At 51.3% G+C, this 25,099-nt stretch carries 18 protein-coding genes and 1 pseudogene; 12 read left to right on the top strand and 7 right to left on the bottom strand.

Annotated features, from left to right (window positions below):
- Positions 1 to 142: 142 nt before the first annotated feature.
- From MKY48_RS31705 to MKY48_RS31695, 3 genes are all read left to right on the top strand, one after another.
- Positions 143 to 1,168, top strand: coding sequence for a DUF2332 domain-containing protein (locus tag MKY48_RS31705; protein ID WP_339291903.1), 1,026 nt, complete (start codon positions 143 to 145; stop codon positions 1,166 to 1,168).
- Between the two features lie 241 nt (positions 1,169 to 1,409).
- Positions 1,410 to 2,798, top strand: a complete 1,389-nt coding sequence (fumC, locus tag MKY48_RS31700) for a class II fumarate hydratase (RefSeq protein ID WP_076323886.1) — start codon at positions 1,410 to 1,412, stop codon at positions 2,796 to 2,798.
- A gap of 285 nt (positions 2,799 to 3,083) precedes the next feature.
- Positions 3,084 to 4,118, top strand: coding sequence for a hypothetical protein (locus MKY48_RS31695; RefSeq protein ID WP_339291902.1), 1,035 nt, complete (start codon positions 3,084 to 3,086; stop codon positions 4,116 to 4,118).
- 110 nt (positions 4,119 to 4,228) lie between these two features.
- Here the strand turns inward: MKY48_RS31695 and MKY48_RS31690 are convergent, their stop codons facing one another.
- The 7 genes from MKY48_RS31690 to MKY48_RS31660 form a co-directional block, all read right to left on the bottom strand.
- Entirely contained in the window at positions 4,229 to 4,777 is a 549-nt protein-coding gene (locus tag MKY48_RS31690) for a hypothetical protein (RefSeq protein ID WP_256720655.1), read from the bottom strand.
- Positions 4,778 to 4,915: 138 nt separating this feature from the next.
- On the bottom strand, positions 4,916 to 6,505 hold the full coding sequence (locus tag MKY48_RS31685) for a PTS sugar transporter (RefSeq protein WP_339291901.1): 1,590 nt from the start codon (positions 6,503 to 6,505) through the stop codon (positions 4,916 to 4,918).
- A 150-nt stretch (positions 6,506 to 6,655) separates the two neighbouring features.
- Positions 6,656 to 8,008, bottom strand: a complete 1,353-nt coding sequence (locus tag MKY48_RS31680; protein WP_339268629.1) for a hemolysin family protein — start codon at positions 8,006 to 8,008, stop codon at positions 6,656 to 6,658.
- A gap of 56 nt (positions 8,009 to 8,064) precedes the next feature.
- Positions 8,065 to 8,400 (bottom strand): hypothetical protein, encoded by a 336-nt coding sequence (locus MKY48_RS31675; RefSeq protein WP_076323891.1) that lies wholly within the window; start codon positions 8,398 to 8,400, stop codon positions 8,065 to 8,067.
- 295 nt (positions 8,401 to 8,695) lie between these two features.
- A complete protein-coding gene (locus MKY48_RS31670) occupies positions 8,696 to 10,555 on the bottom strand; it encodes an LTA synthase family protein (protein ID WP_339291900.1) in 1,860 nt (619 codons plus the stop codon).
- Positions 10,556 to 10,825: 270 nt separating this feature from the next.
- Complete coding sequence (locus MKY48_RS31665) at positions 10,826 to 11,515, bottom strand: CidB/LrgB family autolysis modulator (RefSeq protein ID WP_339291899.1); 690 nt, start codon at positions 11,513 to 11,515, stop codon at positions 10,826 to 10,828.
- Complete coding sequence (locus MKY48_RS31660) at positions 11,512 to 11,883, bottom strand: CidA/LrgA family holin-like protein (RefSeq protein WP_076323894.1); 372 nt, start codon at positions 11,881 to 11,883, stop codon at positions 11,512 to 11,514. Before MKY48_RS31660 ends, MKY48_RS31665 begins: the two co-directional genes overlap by 4 nt.
- Before the next feature lie 126 nt (positions 11,884 to 12,009).
- Between MKY48_RS31660 and MKY48_RS31655 the strand changes: the two genes are divergently transcribed.
- From MKY48_RS31655 to MKY48_RS31615, 9 genes and pseudogenes are all read left to right on the top strand, one after another.
- A complete protein-coding gene (locus MKY48_RS31655; RefSeq protein WP_339268625.1) occupies positions 12,010 to 12,900 on the top strand; it encodes a LysR family transcriptional regulator in 891 nt (296 codons plus the stop codon).
- A 192-nt stretch (positions 12,901 to 13,092) separates the two neighbouring features.
- Positions 13,093 to 14,631, top strand: a pseudogene (locus MKY48_RS31650) (catalase); the annotation flags it as partial.
- Between the two features lie 194 nt (positions 14,632 to 14,825).
- Positions 14,826 to 15,869 carry an oxidoreductase gene (locus tag MKY48_RS31645; RefSeq protein WP_339291898.1) on the top strand — a complete coding sequence of 348 codons (1,044 nt, stop codon included), beginning with the start codon at positions 14,826 to 14,828 and terminating at the stop codon, positions 15,867 to 15,869.
- Positions 15,870 to 16,011: 142 nt separating this feature from the next.
- Positions 16,012 to 16,806 (top strand): delta-lactam-biosynthetic de-N-acetylase, encoded by a 795-nt coding sequence (gene pdaA / locus MKY48_RS31640; RefSeq protein WP_339291897.1) that lies wholly within the window; start codon positions 16,012 to 16,014, stop codon positions 16,804 to 16,806.
- Positions 16,807 to 16,953: 147 nt separating this feature from the next.
- Entirely contained in the window at positions 16,954 to 19,242 is a 2,289-nt protein-coding gene (locus MKY48_RS31635; RefSeq protein WP_339291896.1) for an ATP-dependent DNA helicase, read from the top strand.
- 405 nt (positions 19,243 to 19,647) lie between these two features.
- Complete coding sequence (rsgA, locus tag MKY48_RS31630; protein WP_339291895.1) at positions 19,648 to 20,760, top strand: ribosome small subunit-dependent GTPase A; 1,113 nt, start codon at positions 19,648 to 19,650, stop codon at positions 20,758 to 20,760.
- A 121-nt stretch (positions 20,761 to 20,881) separates the two neighbouring features.
- On the top strand, positions 20,882 to 21,442 hold the full coding sequence (locus tag MKY48_RS31625) for a MarR family transcriptional regulator (protein ID WP_339291894.1): 561 nt from the start codon (positions 20,882 to 20,884) through the stop codon (positions 21,440 to 21,442).
- Positions 21,443 to 21,453: 11 nt separating this feature from the next.
- On the top strand, positions 21,454 to 23,181 hold the full coding sequence (locus MKY48_RS31620) for an ABC transporter ATP-binding protein (RefSeq protein ID WP_339291893.1): 1,728 nt from the start codon (positions 21,454 to 21,456) through the stop codon (positions 23,179 to 23,181).
- Positions 23,178 to 25,052, top strand: coding sequence for an ABC transporter ATP-binding protein (locus MKY48_RS31615; RefSeq protein WP_339291892.1), 1,875 nt, complete (start codon positions 23,178 to 23,180; stop codon positions 25,050 to 25,052). The genes MKY48_RS31620 and MKY48_RS31615 overlap by 4 nt, the downstream gene beginning before the upstream one ends.
- Positions 25,053 to 25,099: the final 47 nt, after the last annotated feature.

Here is a 25,099-nt window from a genome sequence, read left to right as displayed (position 1 = left end):
AGGATCGGTTCTTTTTTTGTCTCCATCTTATTTTTCTTAATGAGCCTGATAAAAGATCCAAATCCACGCGCATCTTGGAAAGATGTAACATTAGCCTTAAGCAAGATAAAGGTTAATTACAATTTTAGGGGTGTGATGTAAGGTGGCTCATAAACGGATGGTCAACGTGTTTCGTCATTTTGCTGAGCGGGAATGTCCGGGCTCCAGTGTGTTCTATGAGTATTTGTCGCGCCATATAGCCGATGATGAAGAGGTGCTGCAAGTCGCAACGTTTGTTCCTGCAGGCCAGCCTGTACCCAATATGCTGTTTGGGGCAGTTCAATATTTGCTGCTCCAGGGTGAGGGACCAGAGCTGAGGGTGTATTACCCCGGCCTTGTGGAACATCCGAAGGAAATGAGCTCTTGTTATCCCCATTTTCGTTCATTTGTACTGAAGCATCAGGCAGACATTATCGGGATACTGGAGAGTAAACGGGTACAAACGAACGAAGTCCGCCGCTGTGCGTATTTGTATCCGGTGTTCTGCTCGATCTATGACAAGGTCCGTAAGCCGCTTGCCTTGGTGGAGCTTGGAACTAGTGCCGGATTGCAGCTGCTGTGGGATCAATACAGCTATTCCTATGGGGACGCGGAGAGTTACGGCTTTGCGGGGGCAAAGGTTCATATCACATCGGAGATCAGGGGGAGCCGCACGCCGTTCCTGCTGGCTTCCAGTCCCCCGGTCGTCTATCGGATGGGGATCGATCTGCATGTGAATGACGTGCGAAACCCGGAGCATTTGTTGTGGCTCCGGTCTTTAATCTGGCCGGGTAATCACGACAGGGTATCCATGCTGGAGCATGCGGCGGAGGTATTGAAGCAACAGACCGGGATACAGTTCCGGGAAGGGGATGGGACCGCGCTGCTTCCCGAAATCGTGAGGGGCATCCCGGAGGAGGCCGTCATTTGCGTATTTCATACGCATGTGGCTAATCAGATTCCGGAGGCGTCCAAGCAAAAACTGCTGCATCACTTAAATGAAATCGGAAGCGTCCGCGATATCGTGCATGTCTACAACAATATGGAGGATGAGCATCTCCATGCCGATTATATTCTCGGAGGTGTGCCGAGCCAGTTTACGGTGGCACGGACGGATGGGCATGCGCGCTGGTTTGAGTGGCTGTTGTAAGGCGGGAATATTACCGTTAGCGTGTGATTGAAGAAGCGGTAGCGAATTGTTCGGCAACCGCGTTGTTTCATATGAGGTGACGGTGAGTAAGCGAGCCAAGAAGGCAGCCGAGCCAGCGCTTTAAGCCAGGAAGACAAAGCCGTTCATCCCGTCTGTTTTTTTCTTGGGCAAGTCTATGTCATAATAGGGGAGATGGAATATTAAGCGCTTAAATTCAAGGAAGCCAAAGGAGGAAGTTGGGATGGATTATCGTATTGAGAAGGATACCCTGGGTGAGGTTAAAGTGCCTGCGGATAAGCTATGGGCAGCGCAGACACAGCGCAGTTCCGAGAATTTCCGGATTGGAACCGAAACGATGCCGAAGGAAATCATTCGGGCATTTGCGATATTGAAGAAGAGCGCGGCCATTGTGAATGGCAAGCTCGGTAAGCTGGATGCAGACAAAGTGGATGCGATTACGACCGCCGCCGACGAGATTGTGGCCGGCAAGTGGGATGAGCACTTTCCGTTGGTGGTTTGGCAGACCGGCAGCGGCACACAGTCCAATATGAACGTGAACGAAGTCATTGCGAACCGTGCGAATCAACTGCTTGAGCAAAAAGACAGCGCCCTGCGCGTTCATCCCAACGACGACGTTAACAAATCCCAAAGCTCTAACGATACGTTTCCGACAGCGATGCACATGGCCGCGGTCGTGGCTGTTGAAGATCATGTGCTGCCGGCACTGCGCCGCTTAAAGAAAACGCTGGAGAAGAAAAGCGATGAATATAAGGACCTGATCAAAATCGGCCGCACGCATCTTCAGGATGCAACGCCGCTGACCCTCGGACAGGAAATCAGCGGCTGGCATCGGATGCTGGAGAAGTGTGAATTGATGCTGGCTTCCGCCGTAGAACCGCTGCGTGAGCTGGCTATTGGCGGTACTGCCGTCGGGACCGGCATTAACGCGCATCCGAAATTCGGAGAAATGACGGCTGCCGAAATCAGCATGCAGATCGGAAAAAGCTACACGTCCGCTAGCAACAAGTTCCATTCGCTGACCAGCCATGACGAGATTGTATTTGCCCATGGGGCGCTAAAGGCGCTGGCTGCTGATCTGATGAAAATCGCCAACGACGTTCGCTGGCTGGCAAGCGGTCCCCGTTCCGGGATTGGCGAGATCTCGATCCCTGCTAACGAACCGGGAAGCTCCATCATGCCGGGGAAAGTGAACCCAACCCAGAGCGAGGCACTGACGATGGTAGTCTGCCAAGTGATGGGCAACGATGCAACGATCGGTTTTGCAGCAAGCCAGGGAAATTTTGAGCTAAACGTTTTCAAACCGGTCATCATCTATAACTTCCTGCAGTCCGTACGCCTGCTGTCGGATGCCATGGATTCGTTCGACCAGAATTGCGCGGTCGGCATCGAAGCCAACCTTGACGTTCTCCGTGCGAACATGGAGCGGTCGCTGATGCTGGTGACGGCGCTGAACCCGCATATCGGATATGAGAATGCCGCGGCCATCGCGAAAAAAGCGCATAAAGAAGGGACAACACTTCGTGAAGCGGCTCTGGCAAGCGGTTTGCTCACCGGAGAGGATTTTGACCGGATCGTTCGTCCGGAAGAAATGATCCATCCGAAGGAGTAGGGTCTGATGTTTAGAGCTTGATCGGAAAACAGACCTCGGTTGAACCTCCAGCCCATTTCACCACCGTGAAATGGGTTTTGGTTTTTAGATGATTGAATGATCAGGTTTCAGCGAACCTAAACCATATTTGATCATCGCAAGGGCACCTTTCTATACGCGGCTAGCCTTCTGTGAGAGCATATCGATCGAAAATTATCTTTTTCCAAGCTCCACAGCGGTTATAATAGGGTGTGTCAGGATCTGACCATGATTTACAAACCATTTGCATGAAGGACGGATGATAACTTGAAGAAACATCAATGGATTGCCACGCTGCTCTCTCTGATCTGCACTGGACTCGGGATGTTTTATATCGGGACGCCGGGCATGATTATAGGCGGAACGCTGCTTATAGCGCTTCAGGGAGCGGCTTTGTTTATTTTTTTCATGACATTAGGATTTTTGGGCCTGATTCTGGGTCCGCTCGCCATTGGGATTCATATTATAGGTCTGATTATACCGGTTATTTACTTCAACTATCGATCACCCAAGAAACCGATGTTCGATGAGAAGCGGAGGCGCCAACTCTCCTCTCCGTGGAAAATCGTCGTGCGGACGGTGATCGGACTTGCCCTGTTCGCCGGGTCCATACACGCGGGGTATACTTGGGGATCTGCTCCGTTTATGAAGACGGCCGCCGAGAAACGAGAGGTCCAGGAAGCGACAGAGGCCTATTTGGAACAGAAGTACAACGAACCCTTTAAAGTAACGGACGTGAACTATACCTGGGCCATCGGCACATACAATCTGAGAGCCCATCCGGTACAGTCCCCTGAACTGGAATTCACGATTAGCAGCAATGATGCCAGCCCTCCAGTCATATCGGATGATACATATTTGAATTTGCTTTGGGGACAACAGCTGAGAGACCAGTTGAAACCTCTGCTGGCTGAGCTTTATCCGGACCAGGCGTTTGCGGATGCTTATGTCAACTCGGATTTAGACACGGTTGAGCGTGATTATAACCAACTCGCAAATGCCGACGGAAATGTCAGTCAGAATATCAGTTTAATCGTGTTCGCGGATTTGACGGCAAACAATCAGGCGCAAGAGAAGGAACGGGTGCTGGAGCTGATTCGGCGGCTGCCATCGGTGACGGTACAGGGGGAGACGGACCTTCACATTGAATATTATGGGGCGGATTTGAAGACGCCGGACCGTGTGAAAAAGATCGAGCAGGATTTTGATATGAATGGGAAAGAGAGCACCCATAGTTTCAGAGAGTTTGATATTTCGAAAATCACGTCCGCGGATGACATAGAGATCAGAGAACTGGAATGAAGAATTTGAAGGCTGGATTGCCTCTATTCGATTAAAAGCCAGGCAGAGTTTGTGACTCTGCCTGGCTTTTTTTAAGTAGTATTCGTTAGGGGAGCAGATGAATGGGAGCTTTAACGCTTGGACAGATGAATGCTGCGCCCTTTCTGGGTTTGCGTCACGGTCAGCTTCAGATTCAAGGCTGTGGCCATGTCTCGGACAGGTACGTAGAGGGTTTTCTTTATGAAGAGGGGTCCTTCGTACTTACGTTCATCGAGCTTGCAATGGTCCGATTCTTCAGGGCATAGCTTGGCTGGCTTGTAAATGTCGATATCGTTTACGCTCATCTCTTGCGTTGCCCGCCGAACGATCGTATATCCCCACTTGTCGTTGCCCCATATCGATACCGCGGGACTGTTCGCAGCCTTTAAGTCATATTGATGAAAGTTGTCCAACTCCTGCTTCAGCGTATAGGAAATCTCATACCCCATTGCATCGGCTAAGGACTTGAGCGGAACGTACGCTTTGCCTTTGTGAACAAGAACGTCCGTTATGGGCGTGCCTGCCGCCATCACGGAGTAGTCTTCCGCATCGTTAGCGGCTGCTTGTTCGCTGTTCCAGATTAGCGAAGCGGCTAGCAGGACACTTGTCAGCGCAAACAGCGATAGGCTTCTGAATTTCACGATTTTGATAACCTCCTTCCGCTTTTCGATTGTGCATAGGCATCTAACTAGGAACCTATCTATTATATAAACTCCTTTTGAGACTAAATGGTTAGCTAAAATCCTGCATATTGTAATTGACCATATACTACAAACTCACTACATACTCATAGTGTTCTTCGCATCCCGATAACCGGATAGTTTGTTTACGAAGAACGTAATAAGGAAAGAACAGAGCATGCTTGCTGCCATGGAGATCAGGAAGCCAATGGTGTTATTTGATGTGATGGGACCGATGAAGGAAGGCACGTAGGCAGTTCCCCGAACGCCGAATAAACCGACGAGCATGCCGCCAAGACCTGCGGAAGCAATTGCCCCAGCAAACACAAGTTTGTTCGAAAACATGAAGGGATAGGCAGCTTCAACGAAAGTGCCAAAACCCATATTGATGGCAAACCCGGGAGCCGCTACGGCCGCTTCTCCCTTATCCCGTGGGGCGATAATGTTGGCCAGCGTGATTCCTGCGGACACCATCACCAGACCGACCATATCGACCGCGCCGAGGAAGCTGTTGCTTGTCGTCTCCATCTCCAGCAGTACTATCGGCAGGATGGCCGCATGATAGACGCCGCCAATGATCGCGGGCCAGATCAGCAGGCCTGCAATCAATCCGGCTATGGCCGGGCTCCAGGAGACAAGGGTTTCGATCAGGAAGCGAATGCCTTGCCCTGCACTCAGCGCAATCGGCGCAATGAGGAAGTAAACCAGCAACCCGGCAATCAGACCCGATATACCGCCTGCTACAATGTTGACCGTGGTTGCAGGGAAACGCCATTCCACGCATTGACGGAATATGTAATGGACGATGATACCTGCGCCAAGTCCGCCAAGGATGCCTCCGATAATGCCCCCTTCGACGGAAAGGACACCTGCCACGATGCCTGCCACGATGGATACCTCGTCCAGTTCGGATACCTGTTTGGCTGCAATGACAGCGACGATGACAGGCAGCGCCTTGATCAATAGATCAAACACCTCGGTCAGCGAGGATAACCCCGGGATCTTGCTGACCGCGAGGATCAGGGCCATGCCGATGAAACCGGGGAGGGATGCCATCATAATGCCGCGAATATTGATGCGCCGCCATGGCGACGAGCTCCCGGAAGTCCCGTGAAGATTCGCGGTTGCATTTCCGATGACCGGCCGGTACGTAAGCCGCCAATGCTTGCTGAGGGAAGTGACGAAGGTGACCGCACGGGTTCGGTTGGTGGTCCCGGTTGTACCCGAGGCGGCGATGACATGCGCGCCTTTGGTTTGTATGATGGCCATGGAAGTTCCGCCGGTACCGGTCACTGGAAGACGGAACTTGGCAGCAGCCTCAATGGCGTTCCGGTTGCTGCCCTCAGGGTCGGCACTCATAACGATGATGCCGTCGATTTCGCCGAGTTCAATCTGCTCTGCAATCTCTAGGTCCAGACGTTCAGCCGCTTGATTGACCTGCTGTAGCGTACCCTCGGCGATAACGACCGGCTCCCCTTGAGAGATGCTCCAGCTGTAAAGAATGGCAGGCGTTGTATCCTTGGCTGCATCCATGGAGACCTGGGCAGCAATAAACTGCAGTGCCCCACAGGATAGGCCTGCGCTCTCCAGCTGCATCAATATTTCATCCAGCAGCTTGAGCGGGTCTTTGCCGCCGAGATTGTACAGATTGCCGCCGCTGCTTCCGATAATAGCGATTTGACGATTCATGGCTTGCTGCCCCCTATATGTATGGAATTAGATTATTCTATATTACAGCAGAGTTATAACTTGTTAAAGTGCTAAAATATCATTCCCGCATATAAAAAACCGCCATGCATAACCCGGTAATGGCTGCATGGCGGCTTGGCTATCTATTGTCTATTCGTTGTTTTCGCTTGCAGCCGCGACGGCAGCTGCTTCTTCCGCTGCTGATTCGGCCGTTTCTTTAACGATTTGCAGCTTCGTGTAGCGGTGAGTCTTCTTCTCGATGACGGTAAACGTCAAGTCACTGTAACTCCATGTATCACCTTTGGCAAGCTCGGAGTTATGTCCGTACAGCCAGCCGCCGATTGTATCCAGGTCATCGGTGCTCAAATCGGTGTGAAGCAGGTCGTTGATCCGGTTAATGGATACCTTGCCATCCGCAATGATACGGTTCGGCTCAGGCTGGGTCAGCTCGCGTTCTTCATCCTCGTCAAATTCGTCGCGGATCTCGCCGACGATCTCCTCCAGAATATCTTCAATGGTGATCATCCCGGAAGTGCCGCCATATTCATCGATCAGGATGGCCATATGCGTGCCTTCCTGCTGCATTTTCCGCAGCAGCTTCTTGATCGGAATCGCTTCGGATACTGTCATGGCCGGATGAATCAGCTTGGTCAAGTCGATGTTGGAATTGTCATCGAACTCCAGGAAGAACTGCTTGGTGTTTACCATACCGACGATCTGGTCCTTGTCACCGCGTACAACCGGAAAACGGGTGTACTGCTCGCGCTTGATGATTTGCAGATTGGCGGCAAGCGGCTTATCCACATACAGGCAGATCATATCGGTACGAGGTACCATAATCTCCTTGGCAAGCATATCATCAAAAGCAAAAATCCGGCTTACATAACCGTATTCGGCTTGGTTGATCTTTCCGCTCTCATAGCTGTCGCTCAGAATCATGCGGAGTTCTTCTTCCGAGTGAGCTTCTTCGTGCTCACTGGCGGGATGCATGCCGAACAGACGAACGATCTTGTTGGCGGATCCGTTCAGCAACCAGATGAACGGGTACATGATCCGGTTAAACCAGATAATAGGTGTCGCACAGATGAACGACACGGCTTCCGCTTTATTAATAGCAATCGTCTTCGGCGCAAGTTCACCGATAACGACGTGAATATAAGTCATGATAATAAATGCAAGCAAAAATGAGATTAGCGATGCGATAGCAGCAGGAATGGAAAAGCTATCAAACACCGGGTGAAGAATTTTCTCGATGGTCGGTTCCCCGAGCCAACCAAGACCGAGTGCCGTGATGGTAATTCCCAGCTGACACGCAGACAGGTATCCATCCAGATTCGAAGTTACCTTTTTGACGGCAAGCGCGCCTTTACGCCCTTCCATTACCAATTGGTCTACTCGGCTGGGACGAAGTCTTATGATAGCAAATTCCGTCATAACGAAAAAAGCGGTAGCTGCGATAAGCACAGCGACTAAGAATAAATTTAAGCCTATACTGTCATCCAAACAAAACACATCCTTTTTTATCTGATCCGAATTAGTTTTTTAATAACCATCACTTACTATGCATGGCTGTCAACATAATTCGACCGGAATTTTAAAGGGTCTAGCATCATGTGCTTGAGGAGCAGAAACATATCGGTATCCGTGGTACGGGATGTAACGTTATGCAAGGAAAGCAGATACACATGGCGTTTTGACTCCAGCATCAACCGAACAGGTTCCGGACTCTTGAGTACCGGCGTTGGCGATGGAAGAGTTCCTTCAGACGCTTCCAATCCCTGCGTAGCGGCAGCGGAATCGGTGATGTCCACCAGGGGAACATGCGTAACGGAAGCAATCAGAAGAAGGCCAAGTGTTGAACATATAATTCTGTTTGTCCTTCGTATGGGGTCCAAGTCGGATCGTCACTCCTACAATTCATAATCGATTTGTTCATGAAAAATATATGGCTTAATGGTCAGCGTATGAGTATGAGTCATTTAAGTTGTTGTACGTAATTTCACCACGAATGCAGTGTTCAAAACAAGGTATATTGCTATTAATAATAAGAAAAAGTAAGCCACTATGTCAAATAACCGTTGCTTTCGGCTGTATAAACCCTTATATATCAAGGATTTCCGGCATTCTCTGCCAAGCAAAAAAAGGACAACCCTCCGATTATCCGAAAGAGTTGTCCTATTAAGCAACGAACTATTTATGGTATGGCAGCTGTCTGATATAGCTGTCCGACAGATGGAGCAACTGCAGCGAGCGTTCGAATTCTTCTTTGGTAGCTTGGGTCTTCTTCTCGTCCGAGTTCGAAAGCGGATGCTTGGTTCCATCCTCGAAGCCGATTCCCGGAATGTATAGGGTCGTATTGTTGATAAATGTACCGGAAGGAAGGTAGTATCGTTCCGGCAGCAAGTTATTATCAGTGTTGTTTAACAGATCCTGACCGAAATGAAGCTGATTGTCCATCGATACGCCGAGCAGGTTGGCCACCGTCGGCAGGAGGTCGATCTGCCCGCCGATTTGCTCCTTCACTTCCGGCTTAAGGCCTTCTCCATGGATCATAAGCGGGATATTGATCATATCTGCGGAGTTATAATCACGGCCGTAAATTTCATGCATCAGTTCTTTATCCTTGTTGTCCAAGGAATATATAGGAAGTCCAAGGTGGTCGCCGTAGAGAACAACCAGGCTGTTTTCCCACACGCCGTCTTTCTTCAGCTGCTCAATGAACTTACCCAGCGCATCATCGGCGTAATTCTGCGAGCGGATGTAGTCGCCGACAAAGGTGCCTTCATATCGCTCCGGCAGCGTCATCCGATATTTATCTTCGGGAATCGTGAACGGATGGTGAGCCGACATGGAGATGACTTGGGAATAGAACGGTTTATCGGCATCGTCCATTTTCTTCAGCTCGGCCGATGTTTTGGAGTACAGGGCATCATCCGAGGCACCGAAGAACAGTTTATCTTCATCACCGAAGAACGCTTTATCGTAATAACGGTTGAACCCGAGGGCCTTGTACAGCTCTCCGCGGTTCCAGAATTCCACCACATTGGTGTGGAAAGTGGCTGTATCATAACCTTCCCCTTGCAGCAACCTCGGCAGGCTGGGTAGAACCCTGTCCGCATAATGCTGCGTTGCCGCTCCCCGCGGCGGAATGTAGAAGGACGTATTCACCACAAACTCGGCATCCGAGGTATTTCCTTGACCGACATTCTGGTAGAAGTTCGGGAAATATAAGCTCTCTTTAGCGAGTTTGTTCAAGTTTGGCGTAATTTCCTTGCCATCAATGTTCAAACCGAGCAGGAAATTCTGGAAGGACTCCATCTGAATGATGATCAAGTTCTTCCCTTTGGCTGCGCCCGAGAGCACAGCTTCCTGATCAGACGCCCTGACACCCTTCAATTCGTTGACTCTATCCTGCGTGATGGCCTTGGCATCCACGAGCTCTTTGTTCTCCTGTTGGAAAATCGTATAAGCCTCATAATTAAGAATGCCCATCTCCTGCGCCTTCACGATTTCGTTCATGCTTGCGCGGTTCGGCATAATCTGGAATAGGCACAGCATTAAAGAGACGACAAAAACAATAGGAATGATTTTGCGCTTTTCTTTCTTGGCATGCCGAATCTTCCATTTTTTAACGCGATCACTGCGCCATAATAGAAAAAACATACCGATGATATCCGTAAAGATCAACAGATAGTAAGGGTCCATCAAGGAGAATACGCTATTGCTTACCGCGGTTACCTGGTTGACCTGCTCCAGCGCGTGATAAGTAACAATAACACCGTAATATTTATAATACATAATGGCCGCAAAGAATATGGCGGTTAGCAATAAGTTAACACTCATATAGGCAGCGAGCTTTCGCTTGGAAGCGAACCATTCGATTAAGCTGAACACAAGCCAAATAAAAGGGATTTCCGTAATGAGCGGTTTCCATGGCATAACATCATCAAAAATGACCATCCAGGCCAGGTAGCTTTTGAGCATCATAATGACAGAGAAAAATATAAAAGGCTTCGTAATCGTTAACCGAAACCGCGAGGAGGAGAACACCTGTATCGCCTTCCTTTCAATGCCGCCGTAACCCTATTTTCGAAAACTCCAGCGGCCACTCGTTATTTAAGAATCGATAGACGTTATTCTTACTGTTGATATACATTCTGTATACCATTTATTTTACAAAATGAATGAACAGAACTAATTATGACCTCTTCGGAGGAGGTTGTCAAAGAGTTAAAGTAAGTCCATAAGCTTCTTATAACAACACGAAAAAGACAACGAAAAAACCGGCCATCACCGGTTTTGTCAGGGGCTTAGCAAATATTAATAAAGAAAAGACATGATCAGCGGTGCGGTTCCGAGGGTGAAGAGAGCAGCGACGATCATCGAAATGCTGGAGATCGTTCCCGAAAGGGAGCTGAATTCGAATGCCTTGGAGGTGCCGGTTCCATGGGCGCTGGTCCCAAACAGCACACCTCGTGCAATATCGCCCCGAATCCGGAAGATTCGCATGACCGCCGGTCCGATCATCGAGCCTAGAATCCCGGTCATAATAACGAAGACGGCGGTCATGTTCGGCACGCCCCCGATGACCTCGGAGACGTTCATGGCAATGGGCGTTGTTATGGAGCGCGGGACGAGACTGGTGGCCAGCGAGCTGTTCAGGTGCATCCATTTAGCAAGAACTGCAGAGGATAACATGGCCAGTACCGATCCGGTCAGCACGCTGAGCATAATTTCGGCCGCATGCTTTTTAAGAGTCTGGAAGTTTTTGTACAAAGGCACGGCAAAAGCGATGGTAGCCGGTCCAAGCAGCTTGCTGATCCACTGCGCTCCTTCATTGTATGATTCATAGGATACCCCTGTTTGTGTCAATATCACAACAATCAGTACCGGGGTGATCAGGAGCGGCGATAAATAGACCTTTGGCAGGCGGAGATACAGTCTTTTGGTCCCCCCATAAATTCCGATCGTCAATAATAAGCCGAGAATGACGGTCAGCAGGATGTTCATGGTGTTTTACGCTCCTTTCTGGATGAGATGAAGCCGGCAGTCAGTCCAGAGCTGACCATCACAATGACGGTGCTGAACAAAACCACGGCCAGAATCTGGAGTCCTTCGGCCTCCAGCATCGGGAAATATTTCATAATGCCGACCGCTGCAGGGATGAAGAACAGCAGCAATTCGGCGAGCAGCCAATTGGCGCCAAGCTCAATCCACTCCAGGCGGAGGACTTTGGTTTCGAGAAGTATAAACAACACAACGATTCCGAGAATGCTGCCCGGAATCCCTATATTCAGCCAAGCGGCCAGTTGATCCATCCCTAAGGAAAGAAGCATGAAACCGGCCACTTGGAGTGTTCCTTTCAACATGTTGATCATGACCGGACTCCTTTATTTTCATTGTTAATGAAATTTTACAACGATAATTTTCATAGGTAAAATGCATATATCGAATGAGATGCATTCCATTTATCTATACATAGAAGAAACCGGAGGGAATATCGGATGGACATACGGCACCTGGAGTATTTTCTTGAGGTAGCGAGGAACCAAAGCTTCACCAAAGCCGCCGAGAAGCTGTATATTACGCAGCCAACGATTAGCAAAACGATTCGCAACATGGAGGACGAGTGGGGCGTAACCTTGTTCTACCGGCAGGGCAAGCGGATTGAGCTGACGGATGCGGGTCATATCATGTATCAGCAGGCGCAGCAGATGGTGGATTCCTTTCAGCGGGTATCGGCCGAGCTGGAGGATCTCATGAACCTAAAGCGCGGCCATCTCCGGATCGGGCTTCCACCTATGGTAGGCTCAAGCTTTTTCCCTGAGGTGATCGGGCAGTTCCACCGGGACTATCCGAAGATTACCATTCAGTTGATTGAGGATGGCGCCAAGAAGGTCGAAGCGGATGTGGAAAGCGGTCAGACCGATATCGGAGTCGCGGTGCTGCCTGTCAATGAAGATGTATTTCACTATTATTCCTTTGTGAAAGAGAAGCTGAATCTGCTGGTCCATCCGTCCCATCGGCTGGCAGGCAGAGATCATGTACACCTGAACGAGCTAGCCGACGAGGCATTTGTATTGTTTCGAGAGGACTTTACGCTGCATGACCGGATCATCCGCGAATGCGTCAGCGCGGGCTTCGAGCCAAGGGTGGTCTATGAAAGCTCGCAGTGGGACCTCATCAGTGGCATGGTGGCCGCCAATTTGGGCATCGCTCTGCTCCCAGAGACAATCTGTAAGGAAATCGATTCCTCGCGCGTGACGATACTGCCGCTGGACAACCCGTCCATTCCCTGGCAGCTCGGAATGATCTGGAGGAAGGACCGGTATCTGTCCTTTGCCGTCAGGGAATGGATCAGCTTTACCCGCGCCCTATTGGGTGAGCAGGATTAAGTTTGTTTCAAAATTAAGGGGCATTTCATACATTTTCACGCCTTGGACATAATATCCATAATAAGAGAACCATTTTACAAGCCTTATATCCAAGGAGGAATGACATTCGTGAGTGGCCAGGAACATGATGGTAATAATGGAACGAACCCAGGTCGGGAAGGCTTTGCCCAGAACCGCGGCGAGACGGAGCGGGAGGATACGCTAACTAATCGTCAGGGACATCCTATTTCGGATAATCAGAATGTGAGAACGGTTGGGAATCGGGGTCCGATGACCCTGGAAAATTATCATTATCTGGAGAAGATCACGCACTTTGACCGGGAACGCATTCCGGAGCGCGTCGTGCATGCACGGGGTGCTGGAGCTCACGGTTACTTCGAAGCATACGGGAAAGTAGGCGATGAGCCTGTTTCGAAGTATACTCGGGCCAAGCTGTTTCAGGTTGAAGGCAAGCGTACACCGGTGTTTGTCCGGTTCTCAACCGTTATTCATGGTTCCGGCTCACCTGAAACGCTTCGGGATCCGCGCGGGTTTGCCGTGAAATTCTACACCGAAGAGGGCAACTGGGATTTGGTTGGCAATAACCTGAAAATATTTTTTATCCGCGATCCGCTCAAGTTTCCGGACATGGTTCATGCGTTCAAGCCGGATCCAGTATCCAACGTTCCGGGTCCAGTCGGCATGTTCGACTTTGTATCCCGTTCCCCGGAAGCGACGCATATGATCACATTTGTCTTCTCCCCATGGGGCATTCCGGCTAACTACCGCCAAATGCAGGGCTCAGGTGTGAATACATACAAATGGGTCAATGCAGATGGCCATAGTGTGCTGATCAAATACCATTGGGAGCCGCTCAAGCAAGGCATTAAGAACCTCACGCAGGAAGAAGCAAGCAAGATCCAGGCCATGAATGACAGCCACGCAACACAGGATTTATATGAGGCCATTGAACGCGGGGATTATCCGGAATGGGAGCTATGCGTTCAGATTATGAGCGATGATGAGCATCCGGAGCTGGAATTCGATCCACTTGATGCAACCAAGCTGTGGCCGGCAGATCAATTTCCGTTCCTGAAGGTGGGCAAAATGGTGCTGGACCGCAATCCGGAGAACTACTATAACGAAGTGGAGCAAGCGGCCTTTGGCACGGGCGTGCTGGTGGATGGACTCGATTTCTCGGACGACAAGATGCTCCAAGGTCGCACATTTTCTTACTCGGATACCCAGCGTCATCGGGTGGGCACCAACTATCTGCAGCTGCCGATCAACGCGCCGAAGAAGCGGGTCGCTACCAACCAGCGCGGCGGGCAGATGTCTTATTACGTGGATAAGGCACCAGGGCAAAGCCCGCATGTGGATTACGAGCCTTCCATGACCGATGGTCTGGTGGAAGCCTCGCAGACGGCGAAGCCTCATCAGCCCCATTATGATGCCAACCTCGTCCGGCAGAAGCTGGACCGTACGCTGGACTTCAAGCAGGCCGGGGATACGTACAGAGCCTTTGAAGATTGGGAGCGAAACGACTTGATTAGCAATCTGGTGGGTGCGCTCATCCAATGTGATATCCGGATTCAAGACAAGATGGTGGAATATTTTACGAATGCGGATGAGGAATATGGACGCCGCGTACGAGAAGGACTCGAGCAGGCCAGAAAGGGCCCGAACGAGCCCGACCGGGAGCAGGCGGTTGAGGATGCTAACCGCATGGGCCATGAGGCGGATCCTTACTAAAATCTCCTAAGCCGGAAGAGGTCTTCAGGTTATCTTTGCAATGGCAATTGAGCAGCCGCCTGCACAGTGATAAATGTGCAGGCGGCTGTATTATTTGAGGTTGTAAAATATTTGCGGAATGTTAAGATGTTGCAAGGAATCAAAGCGATACATATCGAATCAACATAGAACCATGGGAAGAGGAGGCGTGCTTTATGGCAATACAAGCGGGAATCATCGGCTACGGCCTGTCCGGGTCGGTGTTTCATGCACCTATCCTGAGAAGCGTGCCGGATTACATAGTCCACACGGTTGTGTCATCAGATCCGGACAAGGTTTACAAGGATTTGCCTGATACGGCGGTTGTCGATAGTGTGGATGAGCTTTTGTCTAATCCGGATATTGATGTTGTTATCATTACGAGTCCGAATGCAACGCATTACGAATATACCCGGTTAGCCATCGAGGCCGGTAAGCATGTGGTCGTCGAGAAGCCGTTTACCGTAACATCCGCAGAAGCGGACCAGTTGATTGATCTGGCCAAACAGAAGGGAGTTCTGCTGACGGTATATCACAACCGCCGCTGGGACAATGACTTTCTGACTGTCCGCAACCTGCTGGAGACGGGAGCGCTCGGGAAGCTATCCATTTATCAGTCGCAGTTCAGCCGTTACCGTCCGGAAGTGCAATCGGAGCGGTGGAGGGAACAGGGGATTCCCGGGTCCGGCATCCTGTACGATTTGGGTTCGCATCTGCTTGATCAGGCGCTGTTCCTGTTCGGTCTGCCGGAGACGCTGTGGGCGGATTTGAGAACGGAGCGCAACGGGTCCAAAACCCATGATTATTTTCATCTGGTGCTGGGTTACAAAACGTTTCGCGTTATTCTGCATTCCGGCTCGCTGGTCCGGCAAGCCGGCCCGAAATTCGAGCTGCACGGGGATAAAGGAAGCTTCCTGAAATATGGAACAGACCCTCAGGAAAGCCAGCTGAAGCAGGGAATGCACCCGGGGGATGCGGGCTGGGGTGAAGACCAGCCGGACCAGTACGGGGAGCTTGCTACTGAGCTGAGCGGACTGGCGGTTCAGGGTGAGATTGAGACGCTGCCGGGACGTTATCAGGCCTTTTATCAGGGTTTGGCTGAAGCGATTCTTAAGGAGGGCCCGTTACCCGTTCAGCCTGAAGAAGCCCGTAATGTCATCCGTATGATTGAGTATGCACTGCAAAGTCATCAGAAAGGCCGATTGATCAAGATCACGTGAAACTCTGCTATATCCGGTGACAGGGTCCTCTTTGGCTAGCACATAGTTTGCTCCGATTTGTGGGATATTAGGTGATGCAACCCTTGTACGTCTTTCATGAGGGGAATCAATCCATATCACAACAAAGAAGGAGAGAACGGATATGAAGAAACGCGATATCCTTCGGCCGGCCTTTGCGCTTCTGATGAGTTTGGCGGTGATGCTGTCCATATCGGGAGCGGCTTTGGCAGTAGGAAGCGGTCCGTTTCATTTTGGATTCAAAAAAAGCGTCAATGGGCAGCTGCCTTCCATCAATGAGGAGGGTTTTAAGGAGCTTCTGCAAAAATACGGCGCGATCTTCATGGGCGATGCCGAGCAGAAGGAGCTTTATCTTACGTTTGATAATGGATACGAGAACGGATATACCTCCCGTATCCTGGATACGCTCAAAGAGAAGAAGGTGCCTGCCACCTTTTTCGTGACCGGACACTACGTAAAGACACAGGAAGATCTGCTGAAGCGGATGACGGCTGAGGGACACATTATCGGCAACCATTCCTGGAACCATCCGGATGTGACCACGATCTCGGCAGAGAAGCTGACCGAGGAACTGGAGCGGGTGAAGAAGGAGGTTATGCGCATAACCGGCCAGCCGGATATGAAATATTTGCGTACACCTCGCGGCATTTTCGATGAGCGGTCGCTGGCGACCAGCAAGCAGCTGGGTTATACCAATGTCTTCTGGTCGCTCGCGTATATGGATTGGGACGTGAAGTCCCAGCGCGGTGCGCAGTATGCTTATGATAAGGTAACCGCGCAGCTCCACCCGGGCGCTGTGATTCTGCTGCACTCGATCTCCAAGGACAACACCGAGGCGCTTGGGCGGATCATTGACGAAGCCAGGAACCGGGGGTACGAGTTCAAGAGTTTGGATCAGATGCAGAAGAAAGCCCCGTAAATATTTGTTGCATACAGCGTGCAGAACGCAATCCTGTCAGGATGCCGTCTGCACGCTTTTTGTTTGCGAATGAAGATGGATGCTTCGCTTTCAGGAACGAATGTTTGGTATAATACCCTTCATAGAACATGAACGAAGGAGACCATCATGCCTCATACTATCCAAATATCTGTCAGGCCGCTGGTGGAATATGTCTTTCGCAGCGGCAGCATTACCTCGGGTTTTCGCACGGCGACATCCCTTACCGAGGGGACCCGTGCGCATCAAAAGGTACAGCGCGACTATGGTGAGAACGATCAGAAGGAAGTTCAGCTTGAAGTGGAGATTCCTTACGAGGATCTTCTGTTTGTGGTGGAAGGCCGCTGCGACGGTCTGATTCAAGAGGAAGAGCGGATGATGATTGACGAGATTAAGTCGACCTCCGGCGATTTAGGCGAGATTACGGAGCACACGTACCCGGTTCATTGGGCGCAGGCCCAAATGTATGCCTATATGTACGCGAAGCAGCATGAGATTCCGAAGATGGCAGTGCGATTAACCTACTTCCAAGTCCCGAGTGGAGAGCGTAAGCAGTTCGTACAGGAATGGAGCTGTGCACAGTTGGAATCCTTCGTATTGGAGGTCGTGGCGGCTTATGCGCCTTATGCCAACCTGCTGCGGGAGCATGGCGAGCGGAGGGATCGAAGCATCCGCGAATTGAAGTTTCCGTTTCCCGCCTACCGCGAGGGACAGCGAAAGTTGGCCGGGGCTGTTTATAAGAGCATCGGGGAAGGACGGAAATTGTTTGCCAAAGCGCCAACGGGCATAGGGAAAACGATATCCACGCTGTTTCCTTCGGTTAAAGCGATCGGTGAAGGCCTGTTGTCGCGGATTTTTTATCTGACAGCCAAGACGATCACCCGAACGACCGCGGAGGAAGCCATGGCGCGCATGGAGCGTCAAGGACTCTGCATGCACACGGTCACGCTGACGGCGAAGGACAAGATTTGTTTCCGTGAAGCTGAGGGCTGCGGGCAGATGGGCTGTGTGTTCTCGGAGGGCTACTATGACCGGATTAATGGCGCCATACTGGATTTGCTCTCGAATGAAACGTTGATCACGAGGCCTGTTATTGAAGAGTACGCCCGGAAGCATACGGTGTGTCCGTTTGAGTTCTCGCTGGATGCCGCGTATGCAGCTGATGCCGTCATCTGCGATTACAACTATGTGTTTGACCCGCGTGTATCCTTCAAGCGGATGCCGGAGGACGTGAAGAAGCGCAGTGTGCTGCTCATTGATGAGGCACACAATCTGGTAGACCGGGCGCGGGGAATGTTCTCGGCCGAGCTGAATAAATCGGCTTTTCTGGAACTGCAACGGGCTTACAAAGAGAGCAATCCCGCGCTTTACAACGCCGCGAAGCGGGTGAATAACCGATTTAAAGTGCTGCGCAAGGTTAGTAGGGAGGAAGAGCGGATTGTTGGGTCCCAGCAGCCGGAGATGATGGTGGAGCTGCTGGAGGATTTTTCGCTCCAGGCAGAGGCCGAACTGATGACTGGCAAGAGCGGGGATGAGGCGGATGCGCTCCTGGAGTGCTATTTTGCCGTGCAGGGGTATCTGCGCATCTCCAAGCTGTATGACGACCGCTTTGTCACGTATGCGGAGATGAGTCAGAGCGAGGTGTTTCTCAAGCTGTTTTGTCTGGACCCCTCTTATTTGCTCCAGCAAGCGGGAAAAAACTACCGCTCTAGCGTATTTTTCTCGGCAACCCTTATGCCGCTCGGGTATTACCGCGATATGCTGGGAGCAGAGGAAGAGGACTACAGCCTCTCGATTCCCTCTCCCTTCTCTTCCGAGCAATTGGATGTTCGAATTTTGCCGTTATCGACGCGCTTCAAGGATCGGGAGCGAAATAGCGAAGCCATCGTCCGGATGCTGAGTGCGCTGGTTCAGGAAAAGCCGGTGAATACCCTGATCTTCCTGCCGTCCTATCCCTACATGCAGGATATCCATGAGGCGTTTGCCAGAATGAACCCGGGAGCGCGTACCTTGCTTCAGGGGCATGGGATGAGTGAGGAGGAGCGGGAGGCATTCCTGGATGCCTTCCAGGCGGATGCGGAGGATCCGCTGATCGGCTTTGCCGTAATGGGCGGTATTTTCTCCGAGGGCATTGATTTGAAGGGAGAACGGCTGTCGAGTGTCGTGGTCATCGGCGTAGGATTGCCGCAGCTATCATTCGAGAATGATATCATCAAGGATTATTTCGATCGTACCGGCAAGCGGGGATACGACTATGCCTACGTGTACCCGGGCATGAACAAAGTGCTGCAGGCCGGAGGACGCTTGATCCGCTCAGAGCAGGACAGCGGGACACTGACGCTGGTGGATGACCGCTTTTTGAATCGCCAGTACGGGATGCTGCTGCCTGAGGAGTGGAGGCACTACAGGCGAATCTAATTTTTGCATGAGATGTTGACACCTGGAAATATGACCCCTATAATACGGATATATTAATTTAGCTGAAGGAGGCTGATGTTAAATGGTTATGATGCATAGTGGATGGGTCGCATTGACGTTGGTCTCTTTGGACGGGAAATTCTAATGGTATAGGGGTATAAGGCATGTAAACATACTTGTCTTTTACTCTATACTCAAGAACCCGCAGGAGACCGTGCTTGGTATCCTGCGGGTTTTTTGTGTCTATTTAAGGGCTTGGTATGACCTTTAACGGCTTGACTGTAGGCTGTATGGGGGTTGATGCCTTCTTCTTGCATAGATTCAGATCAGCCGCGGATACAAATCTGCGGTTTTTTTTGTGTTTGATAACAACCAATCCAATAACGATAAGGGGATATCACGAATTTGACTAAACAAGACATGACTACGCTACAAGTATATGGATGGAATGAACATTGGGCTTTGCTGGCTGAGCAGATCCCGCAGCAGGATAAAGCGCTGGCACCGGCACGCATCACAGCCCAATTCTCGAAGCAATACCGCATTATCACGCAAGAGGGAGAGCAGTCCGCGATTGTTACGGGCAAATACGAATACGAGGCAGCCAGCAAAAGCGATTTTCCCGCTGTTGGCGATTGGGTCATGGTGGAACTGCTGCAAGGGGAATCTCGTGCCGTCATTCATAAGCTGCTCCCCCGCCAATCTGCTGTGACGCGCAAGGAAGCAGGAAGCGTGCCGGATGAGCAGATCATTGCCGCGAACATGGATACCGTGTTTATCATTAACGCACTCAACAAGGATTTTAGTGTTCGCCGGATTGAACGCTACCTGATTGCGGTCTGGGAGAGCGGAGCCACACCGGTTGTGCTGCTTACCAAGGCGGATCTATGTGAATCGCCGGAAGATTATGTCGCACAGGTAGAGGCTGTTGCACCGGGCGTGCCGGTTCATGCGGTGAGCTCCTTGAAGGATCAAGGAAAGAAGCAGCTGCAGCCTTATCTGATACAGGGGAAGACGATTGCCATTACGGGTACCTCGGGGGCCGGTAAATCCACCCTCCTGAACTGGCTGTCCGGCCAGGAGCTGCAGCGGGTTCAGGGGATACGCGAGGAGGACGCAAGGGGACGGCATACCACGACGCACCGGGAGCTTTTCGTGCTGCCGGGAGGCGCGATTATGGTGGATACGCCAGGCATGCGGGAGCTGCAGCTGTGGGATTCGGAAGAAGGGTTCGAGGCAACCTTTGCGGATGTTTCGGCGCTGGTGCAGCAGTGCCGGTTCCAGGATTGCCGCCATGAGACGGAGGCCGGCTGTGCGGTTCAGGAAGCGCTGCAGGACGGAACGCTGGATGCGAAACGATATGCGAACTACAAGAAGACGGAGCGGGAGCTCGCCTATATTGCCAGTAAAGAGAGGGTCAGCACCCGCCGCCAGAATAAGAGCTCAGGCAAGTCCTCGCGGAAGAGCGAGAGAGACCGCAAAGGGAACTACCAGCAGCTTTTGTACGATGACGAATAATGGAGTTATTGAGAGGTCCGGAGTCGATTTGACTTCGGCCTTCTTCGGGTATATAGTTAGGAAACCAAATAAATTGGCAGACTATCTATTTGCTTAAGTAGTTGCAGAAAAGAGGTGGACCATGGAAGAGAATATACATCCAGATTTACCTAAAGAGAACAACGGGAAAGAGGAAAAAGATTCGCGGGAAGGGCTGTGCATGAAGGCTGGCCGGCGAGAAGATAGCGTAGCCGGCAGGCTCTTGTACAGCATTCGCATGTTCCATAAGCAGGAATGGGATCGGCATTTGATTTCCGGCTATACGCCCGGCGAGATTCGCGTTCTGATGGGACTTAAACATCATATCGTGCCTGACGGTCCTGGCATGAAAGTGTCCGAAATCAGCAGCATGATGAATGTTACGTCACCGACGATCACTCAATTTATTAACGCTCTGGAGAGCAAAGGTCTGGTGGAGCGGGTGATGGATGTACAGGATCGACGTGCGGTGCGTGTGCAGCTTACCGAGGAAGGGAATCGCGTGGTCCAAGAAACCTATCAGAACGTCAGAAACAACTTTAACGAGCTGGTGGAATTTCTAGGAGAAGAGGACAGCGTCAAACTGACGGAGCTGTTAACGAAGGTGTATCATTTTCACGAGCAAAAGCACAAAACGAACGAAACGACTTCAGACAATGAGTAGGGGTGGGGAATTTGTTAAAACTGTTTCACTATTTGAAACCGTACCGGACAGCGGTCATTTTTGTCCTGCTGTTCACATTTTTCCAGTGTCTGTCTGATCTTTACCTGCCAACCTTGATGGCGGACATCGTGGATATCGGCATCGTGAAGGGAGATGTGCCTTACATTTGGCGTGTGGGCGGCTTTATGCTCCTGGTAGCAGCTGGGGGCATGTTGTGCTCCATTGCCGCGAGTTATTTGGCATCCAAATCAGCTACGGGATTCGGGAAAATTGTTCGGGGACGCGTCTTCTCCCATGTCGAGAATTTCACGCTGCAGGAATTTGACAAGATCGGTACGGCATCCCTGATTACCCGTACAACGAACGACATTACGCAGGTGCAGCAGGTCACGATCATGATCCTTCGCATGATGGCGCTTGCGCCGATGATGTGTATCGGGGGCATTATAATGGCCGTATCGAGAGACCCTGGATTGACCACGGTACTTCTCATCGTCCTGCCGATTCTGGCCCTGGCTATTTTCCTCATCGCCAAAAAGGGGATTCCGCTCTTTAAAGCGATTCAGGTGAAGATCGATACACTGAGCCGCGTGCTAAGGGAGAATCTGACCGGAATCCGGGTCATTCGTTCATTTAACCGGATGAATCATGAAACCGTCCGTTTTAATGATGCGAATGAGGATTTGACAGCCACCTCCATCAAAGTGAATAAAATCATGGGTGCGATGATGCCTGTCATGATGCTGGTCATGAACTTTGCAACACTGGCGATTGTTTGGTTCGGGGGGCTGCGAATCGATAGTGGCCACATGAAGGTCGGTGACCTTATGGCATTTCTCCAATATGCGATGATGATCATGTTCTCTCTCATCATGCTATCCGTCATGTTTGTCATGATTCCGCGTGCACAGGCATCGGCGGTCCGGATCAATGAGGTATTGAACATGATGCCGGAGATCCATGATCCGAAGCAGCCGCGCAATACCGGCGTGCAGCAGGGATCGATTGAATTCCAGGATGTGACCTTCTATTATCCGGGTGCAGAGGAGCCCGCCATATCCGATATTTCCTTCCATGCCGGGCCGGGTGAAATCACCGCCATTATCGGCGGAACCGGTTCGGGTAAATCGACGCTGATCAGCTTAATCCCTCGTTTCTATGACGTGACCTCGGGGCGGATCCTCGTCAATGGTACGGATATCCGGGAAATGATGCAGGAGAACCTGCGGAACCGGATCGGATTCGTGCCGCAGAAGGCGCTGCTCTTCACCGGAACTATCGCGGAGAATATCCGCTATGGTAAAGAAGATGCGACGGACGAGGAAATCCGGCATGCTGCGAAGGTTGCTCAGGCGGCCGATTTCATCTCATCCATGGAAGGCGGGTACGATGCCGAGATTTCGCAAGGCGGCAGCAACGTATCCGGAGGTCAGAAGCAGCGGCTCTCGATTGCAAGGGCGCTGGTTCGGAGACCCGAGATTTATGTGTTTGACGACAGCTTCTCGGCGCTGGATTTCAAGACGGATGCCAATCTTCGCGCAGCGCTCCGCGAGGAAACGACGGAAGCTACCGTTCTGATTGTTGCTCAGCGGGTAAGCACCGTCATGGACGCTGACCGTATTATTGTGCTGGATGAGGGACGCATAGCCGGAATCGGCACGCATGAGGAGCTTATGGCTTCCAGCGATGTGTACCGCGAAATCGTTACCTCGCAGCTGTCAGAGGAGGAGATCGCATGAGTGAGAAGAAACGGGGAGGACATCCTCGGGGACCGGGCGGTCCCTTTGGCGGCGGCCCGCACGGACCTGGAATGGCGGGGGAGAAAGCCAAGGATTTCAAAGGCACTTTTCGCCGGTTAACGCGATATCTCAAACCGCATACCGGCAAGCTGATGATCGTCTTGATCGCAGCTATTCTCAGTACGATATTCAGCATCGTGAGCCCGAAAATATTGGGGGATGCAACCACGATCCTGTTCAAAGGCTTCATGGCTAAGATGCAAGGCGTGCCGGGGGCCGGGATCGATTTTGACGCGATTCGGACGATCATGCTCTGGCTTGCAGGCTTGTATCTCTTAAGCTCACTGTTTGCTTACATTCAGCAATATGTTATGGCTGGTGTGGCCCAGCGGACCGTGTATGATTTGCGTAAGGATGTTTACAACAAACTCGGTCGTTTGCCGCTTAAATATTTCGACGCTCGGACACATGGGGAAACGCTGAGCCGGGTGACCAACGATATGGACAATATCAGCAGTACGCTTCAGCAGAGCTTGACGCAGATGATTACCTCGATAGTCACGCTGGTTGGCGTCATCGTGATGATGCTCACGATCAGCCCGCTGTTGACATTAGTAGTTATTCTGACCCTACCGCTTAGTGTGGTGGTTACAATTGTGGTTGCCAAACGCTCGCAGAAGCATTTTGTGGCTCAGCAGAAGCATTTGGGTGAGCTGAACGGGCATGTGGAAGAAATGTACACAGGCCATAAAGTGGTGAAGGCCTTTGGCCGGGAACGACAGTCCATGGAGCAATTTAATGAGGTCAACGATAAGCTCTATGATGCCGGGTGGAGAGCCCAGTTTATATCGGGTACCATTATGCCGCTGATGGGTTTTGTCGGCAATATCGGTTATGTGATCGTCAGTGTTGTCGGCGGCGTGCTCGTTACCCGCAGAGCGATTGAGATCGGGGATATTCAAGCATTCATCCAATATTCACGCCAATTCACGCAGCCGATCACCCAACTTGCGAATATCGCGAACGTCATTCAATCTACCATAGCATCGGCAGAGCGCGTATTTGAAGTGCTGGATGAGGAAGAAGAAGTGTCAGAGCATACAGCTCCGGCAGCACTCACGCAGCCACTTGGCGACGTGTCTTTCGAGAACGTGAGTTTCGGCTATAAAGCAGACCAGCTTCTGATCGAGGATATGAATGTGGACGTAAGGCACGGGCAAACGGTCGCCATCGTCGGCCCGACCGGTGCAGGCAAGACTACGCTTATTAATCTGCTGATGCGGTTCTATGAGCTGAATAAGGGCAAGATTACGATAGACGGCACAGATATTACGGCTCTTCGACGCGGTGAACTCCGCAGCCTGTTCGGAATGGTGCTGCAGGATACATGGCTCTTTAACGGGACAATCCGGGACAATATCGGATATGGACGCGAAGGCGCCACGGAACAAGAGATCATCCGAGCGGCGGAAGCGGCTCACGCGGATCACTTCATCCGGACACTGCCGGACGGCTACGATACCGTTCTGAACGAGGAGGCCTCCAACATATCGCAAGGGCAGAAGCAGCTTCTTACCATTGCGCGTGCCATTCTGGCCAATCCATCGATTCTGATCCTCGACGAGGCCACCAGCAGCGTGGATACGCGGACAGAGCTCTATATCCAGAAAGCGATGAATGAGCTGATGAAGGACCGAACCAGCTTTGTCATTGCGCATCGGCTGTCCACGATCCGGGATGCGGACCTGATTCTGGTCATGAATAAGGGCAGCATTATCGAGCAAGGAACCCATGAAGAGCTGCTGTCTCAAGGCGGCTTCTATGCGGACCTGTATAACAGTCAATTCAGCGACCAGCATGAGGCTGGATAGCGAGGCGAGGATTACCAATCATAAGAAGACCCATTGGAGTGCGAGTG

The sequence above is a fragment of the Paenibacillus sp. FSL W8-0187 genome, from assembly GCF_037969755.1.
Classification (GTDB): Bacteria; Bacillota; Bacilli; order Paenibacillales; family Paenibacillaceae; genus Paenibacillus_AQ.
The sequence above is the reverse complement of the archived record's forward strand: the minus strand, read 5'-3'. Positions and strand labels throughout refer to the sequence as shown.

What these genes read in the sequence shown, in the direction of transcription:
- fumC (WP_076323886.1), top strand. Translation starts at nt 1,410, where the DNA reads ATGGATTATCGTATTGAGAAGGATACCCTGGGTGAGGTTAAAGTGCCT.
- MKY48_RS31685 (WP_339291901.1), bottom strand. Translation starts at nt 6,505, where the DNA reads ATGAATCGTCAAATCGCTATTATCGGAAGCAGCGGCGGCAATCTGTAC.
- MKY48_RS31665 (WP_339291899.1), bottom strand. Translation starts at nt 11,515, where the DNA reads ATGAACATCCTGCTGACCGTCATTCTCGGCTTATTATTGACGATCGGA.
- MKY48_RS31660 (WP_076323894.1), bottom strand. Translation starts at nt 11,883, where the DNA reads ATGATCAACATGTTGAAAGGAACACTCCAAGTGGCCGGTTTCATGCTT.
- MKY48_RS31655 (WP_339268625.1), top strand. Translation starts at nt 12,010, where the DNA reads ATGGACATACGGCACCTGGAGTATTTTCTTGAGGTAGCGAGGAACCAA.
- MKY48_RS31645 (WP_339291898.1), top strand. Translation starts at nt 14,826, where the DNA reads ATGGCAATACAAGCGGGAATCATCGGCTACGGCCTGTCCGGGTCGGTG.
- pdaA (WP_339291897.1), top strand. Translation starts at nt 16,012, where the DNA reads ATGAAGAAACGCGATATCCTTCGGCCGGCCTTTGCGCTTCTGATGAGT.
- MKY48_RS31635 (WP_339291896.1), top strand. Translation starts at nt 16,954, where the DNA reads ATGCCTCATACTATCCAAATATCTGTCAGGCCGCTGGTGGAATATGTC.
- MKY48_RS31625 (WP_339291894.1), top strand. Translation starts at nt 20,882, where the DNA reads ATGGAAGAGAATATACATCCAGATTTACCTAAAGAGAACAACGGGAAA.
- MKY48_RS31615 (WP_339291892.1), top strand. Translation starts at nt 23,178, where the DNA reads ATGAGTGAGAAGAAACGGGGAGGACATCCTCGGGGACCGGGCGGTCCC.